The organism is Nocardia araoensis NBRC 100135 (assembly GCF_000308435.1).
Classification (GTDB): domain Bacteria; phylum Actinomycetota; class Actinomycetes; order Mycobacteriales; family Mycobacteriaceae; genus Nocardia; species Nocardia araoensis.
In genome coordinates this window covers 1-1,175 of record NZ_BAFR01000152.1, presented here as the reverse complement: position 1 = coordinate 1,175, position 1,175 = coordinate 1, and the positions used below count along the sequence as shown (strand labels likewise).

Genomic DNA, 1,175 nt, shown 5'->3' with positions numbered 1-1,175 from the left:
GGGTGCCGGTCCAGGCGGTACGCGCGGTACGTGTGGGCATCACGGTCCTTTCGCCGATGATCGTTTGACGATTCAGCACGAACCTACCCCGGCCGACGCGCCTCGACCCACCGGTTCGCCGATCGGGTTCGCCTCCGCACCGCGCACCCGTACCGCGGCGGTAAACCGTCGGTGCGACAAGCTGATCCGTGCGGTGCCCTATTCCGGATTCGTAATCCTCGCCAGCACGATCCCACCCAGGATCAACGCGAGCGCCAGAAAGCGGCCCACGCCGACCGGGTCCTTGTGGACGACGATGCCGAGCGTGATGGCGCCGAGAGCGCCGATGCCGGTGAACACGGCGTAGGCGGTGCCCACCGGCAATGTCTGCATGGCGCGAGACAGCAGGTACACGGCGGTGGCGCCGAGAACGAAGCAGATCAGAGTCGGGACGAGCCTGGTGAAGTTCTCGGTCGGTTTGATGCTCTGCGACCAGACGATCTCCACCAGTCCGGCGAGAGCGAGGACCACCCAGCTCATCTCAGTACTCCCCGGCCAGAGCGCTCGCGGCGGCCAACGCGTGGGCATAGGAGATGTCGTGCTCGGCGCGCAGGTGCGCCAGTGCCGGATCTTGGCGGGAATTGGCCAGTTCCGCGTGCACGAAAACGGTGTCGGAGATCGCGAAATGGCCCGTGAAGAAGTCGCGCAGGAAGCGCTCTTGATAGTCGTAGACCGATTTGGGAGCGCCGGCCGAGTAGGCGCCGCCGCGTGCGCTGGTCACGACGAACCTTCGGTGTCCCAGCGACATGCGCGGAAAGGTCACCTGGTCCAGCCAGGCTTTGAGCGAAGCCGGGATCGAGTAGTTGTACATCGGGGTGCCGATCAGGATCACGTCCGCCGCGAGCAGCTCGGCCAGCAGCGGCTCGACAATCTTCCACGCGGCCACCTGCTCCGGCGTGCGCGCCAAATCGCCGAGCCGCCCGAGGTCCGTAACCGGCTGGGCGAGCACGGCGTCGCATAACTCGGTCCACGCCTCCCCGATGAACGGCACCGGCTCCGCGGCGAGGTCGCGGTAGTGATAGCCGCCGTCCGGATGCCGTGCGCGCCACGCGTTCGCGAAAGCGGCGCTCAACTCCCGGCTGATCGACTGCCGCCGGGCGCTGGCATCCAGATGCAACAAGGTGCTCATGATCAAT

Annotated in this window: 2 protein-coding genes; both read right to left on the bottom strand. The window is 66.6% G+C overall.

Annotated elements, in window-relative coordinates; translation table 11 throughout:
- Nucleotides 1–198: 198 nt before the first annotated feature.
- Nucleotides 199–519 (bottom strand): DMT family transporter, encoded by a 321-nt coding sequence (locus tag ON21_RS20755; protein ID WP_039800007.1) that lies wholly within the window; start codon nt 517–519, stop codon nt 199–201.
- Between the two features lies 1 nt (nt 520).
- A partial coding sequence (locus ON21_RS20750) for an FMN-dependent NADH-azoreductase (RefSeq protein WP_245562665.1) occupies nt 521–1,175 on the bottom strand: 655 nt, incomplete at its 5' end.